This is a genomic window from Deltaproteobacteria bacterium, from assembly GCA_030654105.1.
Taxonomy (GTDB): domain Bacteria; phylum Desulfobacterota; class SM23-61; order SM23-61; family SM23-61; genus JAHJQK01.
In genome coordinates, this window is record JAURYC010000115.1 from 1 (window position 1) to 4,909 (window position 4,909).

The 4,909-nt window shown below is 49.9% G+C and carries 5 protein-coding genes; 2 read left to right on the forward strand and 3 right to left on the reverse strand.

Annotation, left to right across the window (positions count from 1 at the left end):
- Positions 1 to 258 precede the first annotated feature (258 nt).
- Both Q7V48_04400 and Q7V48_04405 read left to right on the forward strand, forming a co-directional pair.
- Positions 259 to 903, forward strand: a complete 645-nt coding sequence (locus tag Q7V48_04400; protein ID MDO9209976.1) for a YdcF family protein — start codon at positions 259 to 261, stop codon at positions 901 to 903.
- A gap of 124 nt (positions 904 to 1,027) precedes the next feature.
- Positions 1,028 to 2,122, forward strand: coding sequence for a hypothetical protein (locus Q7V48_04405; protein ID MDO9209977.1), 1,095 nt, complete (start codon positions 1,028 to 1,030; stop codon positions 2,120 to 2,122).
- Between the two features lie 261 nt (positions 2,123 to 2,383).
- Here Q7V48_04405 and Q7V48_04410 read toward each other — a convergent pair whose 3' ends face one another.
- The 3 genes from Q7V48_04410 to tal form a co-directional block, all read right to left on the reverse strand.
- Complete coding sequence (locus Q7V48_04410) at positions 2,384 to 2,578, reverse strand: hypothetical protein (protein ID MDO9209978.1); 195 nt, start codon at positions 2,576 to 2,578, stop codon at positions 2,384 to 2,386.
- Positions 2,575 to 3,489: a decarboxylating 6-phosphogluconate dehydrogenase gene (gnd, locus tag Q7V48_04415; protein MDO9209979.1), complete on the reverse strand. Its 915-nt coding sequence runs from the start codon at positions 3,487 to 3,489 to the stop codon at positions 2,575 to 2,577. Before gnd ends, Q7V48_04410 begins: the two co-directional genes overlap by 4 nt.
- 80 nt (positions 3,490 to 3,569) lie before the next feature.
- Positions 3,570 to 4,706 (reverse strand): transaldolase, encoded by a 1,137-nt coding sequence (gene tal, locus Q7V48_04420; GenBank protein MDO9209980.1) that lies wholly within the window; start codon positions 4,704 to 4,706, stop codon positions 3,570 to 3,572.
- Positions 4,707 to 4,909 lie beyond the last annotated feature (203 nt).

Below are 4,909 nucleotides of genomic sequence, written 5' to 3' on the forward strand. Positions count from 1 at the left end.
CAGGCCTTACTTAACTCCTCGGTGGTTTCGGGGTCGATGGCGTTCATGGCCTCCGGCCGGTTGATGGTGATGATCGCAATTTTATCTTTCTTTTCATAAATTATGGGCATCGTGCTCCCTCCTTCTTCTTATTGTTCGTGCCTTTTTTATAAGAGATTAACCCCCTGGTGTCAAGGAGAAACTCACTCTTGCCTTACGCCCAAGCCTTTCATATAATGGAGCCTCTTGTGATTTTCACCTGGGCAGAGGAGAAATAACGTGGCCAATGAAAAATCCTGGGGCAGAAGAATCTTTGCCGCTCTCAACCTGATTCTCTGGTTGGCTTTCTTTATGGTTTTCGCTATCGCCTGGACCCCCTTGACCGACCATATGATCAAATCTTTGGCCGTCAAAGAGGACATCCGCAAATCCGATGTCATTGTGGTGCTTGCCGGAGGGATCGATGAAGGACGTTATTTAAGCCTTGTATCTTCCCATCGTTTGTTGCGGGGGGCGCAGCTTTATTTTGAGGGCAAGGCTAAAAAAATTCTTCTCTCCGGAGGGGATCCCAAGAAGATGGGAGTTGCGGAAGCGACGGTCATGGCCCAGGAGGCCAGGCGATTGAACATTCCGGGTGCGGACATCATCGTGGAGAAACGTTCCCACCGTACCCATGAACAGGCCGTGGAGATAAAAAAAATCGGCGAATCCCAGCGCTGGAAAAGCGTTCTCCTGGTTACTTCCTACAGCCATATGAAACGTTCTCTTATGGCCTTCGAGCATGCCGGCTTTAAAGTTTATCCTGCTCCAGCGGATCCTTATGAAAAATATACGAACGACCCCCTCGGCCGTCTCAGGCTTTTTAAAATGCTGCTCCATGAATACGGAGGTATTATTTATTACAAGATTAAAGGGTGGATATAAAAAACAGGCAAAAGGCAAGAGGCAAGAATCAAACCCGAAACCTGAAACCCGGAGCTTGAAACTCGCGGCCCGCAACCCGAAACTCACAACCCCCAACACTCACCGGGAGATGGAGAGAAGAAAGATGACGCGACAATGGCGGTTTATGTTTTTGCAAGAAACCTATGCAGATTTTTCCATAGGCACCTCACCCGCCCTGGAACGAGGCGTGATGGAAGGGGAGTCCCCTAATACAGTGGTTTTAAACGTGGCCCCGGAGGATAGCTTTACCGTGGGAGTTCTGGACGACCCGGAGAAAGCCATCGACCTTAACTTTTGCCGGCAGAAGGGTATCGTCGTTCGCCGGAGGAATACCACCGGAGGAACGATCTACACAGCCAAAGGGTCGGCGGTAATTTGTTACTACCTGCAGATTGCAGACCCGGCGGTTCCCCGAACCATCGGGGAGGCTTTTCCGAGGATTCTGGGAGATTTTGCCGAGGCTGCCCAAAACCTCTTCGGCTTTCCCGCCAAGTATCGCCCGCTCAATGATGTGGAGGTGGAAGGAAGGAAACTTATGCCTTCATCCTGCAAGGTGGAGCGGGATACCCTGGTTTTCCGTTTGGTTTTAAATGTCAAACCCCAGAACGTAGAAGTTACCTCCCAAGCGATCCTGCTTCCCCCGGAAAAAGTACAGGACAAAACTCTAAAAACGGTGAAGGAAAGAATGACCCATTTGGAACGAGAGGCCAGCCGGGAAATCACCTACCAGGACTTGGAAAATTATGTCCGCAAAGCCGTTCATTTATCGTTCGGTGAAGTAGAATTAGTTTCAGGGGAAATGACCCCCAACGAGAAAAAGTATTGGCGAGAATTTAGGGAGCTCTATTCCCGGGATAGCTGGTTCCTCGCCAACTCGGAAGCCTACCGCTTTAAGAAAATTCCCCCGGAAGCCAAAAGGGGAGAGAAGCGGGTCAAGGCTGTGGCTGGCTTGATCCGGGTTGTCGTCTTGATCCAAGACGAGAAGATTTACGACCTTATTCTCACCGGGGATTTTCATCCCCGCCCTCATACCATCTTGGGTGATATGGAATCCGCCCTGCGGGATGCACCGGTTATGCCGGATGAGATAAAAAGAAGGATTGGGGAGGTCTATCATCGTCCCGGAGTAGAAATTTCGGGAACCACTCCGGAAGATTTCTCTTCCGCCGTCCTCGGCGCTCTGGAGAAGACTTCATAATCAAAATCCGTATTTTTTTATTTTCCAATTCTCACCTCCTTTCTTGCAATATTTTTTACATTTTCTCCGTTGCTTTTAACCCGTGGCCTGTCAGTACCGAAACAATAACTCGCCCAAGCCGAGATACACCCCTAACAGGAAAGTTCCTTTTGGGCAAATCAGCTTACCCATAGAAATCACCTCAACAAAAAAATCATCGGTTGCGGCGGGCAAAACGGTGGATGAGGGCGGGAGAAAGGCCCAGATAGTAAGCTGCAACGATCATTGCATGGTAGGCCACTCCATCATCTCCCTTTGCCGGGGTGATGCTTCCAGGTGGCAGTGGATACATTGCTGGTTACACCGGAGTCCCATGTTCACTTGAAGGGTATCGATATCCAGGCTGAGCAATCCGTCATCGTCAACCCCGGCGATCTGTTTTTCGAAGGCATTCATAATAATCTCGTTACTCTTCACGCCTTACGCCTTCTCTCGTACACTGCATGGCCGCCGAATTCATTTCGCAGGGCAGCCAGCATTCGATCGGAAAAAGAATCGATCTTACGGGAACGAAAACGTTGAAAGAGGGAAGCGGAAATTACAGGTGCTGGCACAGCCATTTCGACAGCCTGTTGAACGGTCCAGCGTCCTTCCCCGGAATCTTCCACGTATCCTTTAAGGGAGGAGAGGCTTTTGTCTTTCTTGAGGGCGGACTCAGCCAGTTCAAGGAGCCAGGAACGGACCACGCTTCCCTGGTTCCACAAGTGGGCGACTTTGGCCAAATCGAGATTCTTGCCATAGGGTGACTCCTGAAGAAGCTCAAAGCCTTCCCCGTAGGCGGACATCATTCCGTATTCAATCCCGTTGTGGGTCATCTTAACAAAGTGTCCGGCCCCTGTTTCGCCGCAGTAAAGATATCCTTCCTTCGGGGCCAGCGTCTTGAAGAGAGGTTCAAGGTGCCGGTAAATTTTGCGTTCTCCCCCGATCATCAAGCAGTAGCCGATTTTAAGGCCCCAAATGCCTCCGCTGACCCCGACGTCCAGATAGTGGATGCCCCAAGGTTTGAGTTTCTGGGCATGGCGGAGGTCATCCTTGTAAAAGCTGTTTCCACCTTCTACGATGATATCCCCTTTGTTGAGCAGACCGCGGAGCTGGTCGATATGTTGGTGGGTCGGTTTGCCCGCGGGAAGCATAAGCCAAATGACCCGGGGGGGCTTCAAAATATTCACCAGCTCTTGAAGGGAATAAGCTCCTTTGGCGCCTTGGGCGACAATCTCCTTCGTCCGGTCCGGAGAACGGTTATAGGCAACGACTTTGTGCCCCCCTTTGAGCAAGCGTTTGGCCATATTCATTCCCATCCGGCCGAGGCCGATCATACCCACTTGCATATTTCCTCCTTAAATTTGATTATATTGAGATTCTTTTATTGGCGCTTATCGGCGAAAATCTGTGTCCCACTAAATTGGAATCAGGATTTTGGGGATAGAAAGGAATCTCGCTTTTCAGCAATTTCCTTCAAAAGGAAAAAGTACGAGTCGGCGAAGAGTTTCACTCCCTCTTGTTCCAGTTGGGCAGTAACCTGGTTGATGTCCACGCCAAGCAAAAGCAACTCGTTGAAAAGCCTTCGGGCCTCTTCCAGTAAATCGCCGATGGTGATTTGGACCCGTCCATGATCAACAAAAGCCTGCAAGGTTGTTTCCGGGATGGTGTTGATGGAATCCGGCCCGATCAACTCTTCGACATACTTCACGTCGTTGTAATTCGGGTTCTTGGTTCCCGTACTGCCCCACAAGATTCTTTGGATACGGGCTCCCTTCAAAATTCGGAAACGTTTTCCGAAAAAAAAATCTTTATATTTCTTATAGGCGATCTTAGCGTTGGCCACGGCCGCCCGGCCTAAAAGGTTATGGAGCTTATGCTTTTCTGCCTCGGTAGTGGTTGCGGCCATGCGGTTTTGCAAAAGTTTATCGATAACCGTGTCCACGCGGCTTACAAAGAAACTGGCCACGGAGCAGATTTCATGGATGGGCTGCCCTTGAAGAACTCTTTTTTCCAGCCCGCGGAGGTAGGCTTCAGCCACCTCTTCATATCGGCCAACCGAGAAAAGGAGGGTGACATTTACATTCACTCCCTCCATGATGAGCTGCTCAATGGCCGGAACCCCCTGGGGGGTGGCCGGAACTTTCACCAGGATATTTTTCTTGCCCAGGGTTGAAAACAGGCGCTTGGCTTCGGCTACGGTTTTACCCGTGTCATAGGCCAAGTCAGGAGAAACTTCGATACTGACGAACCCATCCAGCCCGTTGCTGGAAAGATAAACCGGCCATAACAAGTCCGCCGCCCTGGCAACGTCTTCCAGGGCCAGGCCGAGGAATAATTCTTTTTCGTCCCGGACCTCTTTGCCGAGCAGGTTTTTCAGGGAGGCATCGTAATCTTTGCTTCCAGAGATGGCTTTCTGGAAGATGGTTGGATTAGAGGTCACCCCTGTCACGCCTGCATCCATCAAACGCTTAAGCTCGCCGGAATTGATTAAATTCCGGCTCAAATTGTCCAGCCAGATACTCTGTCCGATCTCCTGAAGTTTCCTTAACGGGTTGCCATTCATCACCAACTCCTCCAAGATTCTCGCAGGATGCTTACAGCACAGCGATCATGATTCGATACGATAAAATTATTTTTTTAGGACACAGCTGGACACAGATTATCAGGATATTTAAAAAAAATGAAAAAGTTATTATCTGTGTGCAGCTGCGCCAATCTGCGTCCTAAACCGACTTTCTATTTAAAAGTTCCTTGGCCTTCTTCACT

Coding starts and splice junctions, on each gene's coding strand:
- Q7V48_04405 (MDO9209977.1), top strand. CDS start 1,028: ATGACGCGACAATGGCGGTTTATGTTTTTGCAAGAAACCTATGCAGAT.
- gnd (MDO9209979.1), bottom strand. CDS start 3,489: ATGCAAGTGGGTATGATCGGCCTCGGCCGGATGGGAATGAATATGGCC.
- tal (MDO9209980.1), bottom strand. CDS start 4,706: ATGAATGGCAACCCGTTAAGGAAACTTCAGGAGATCGGACAGAGTATC.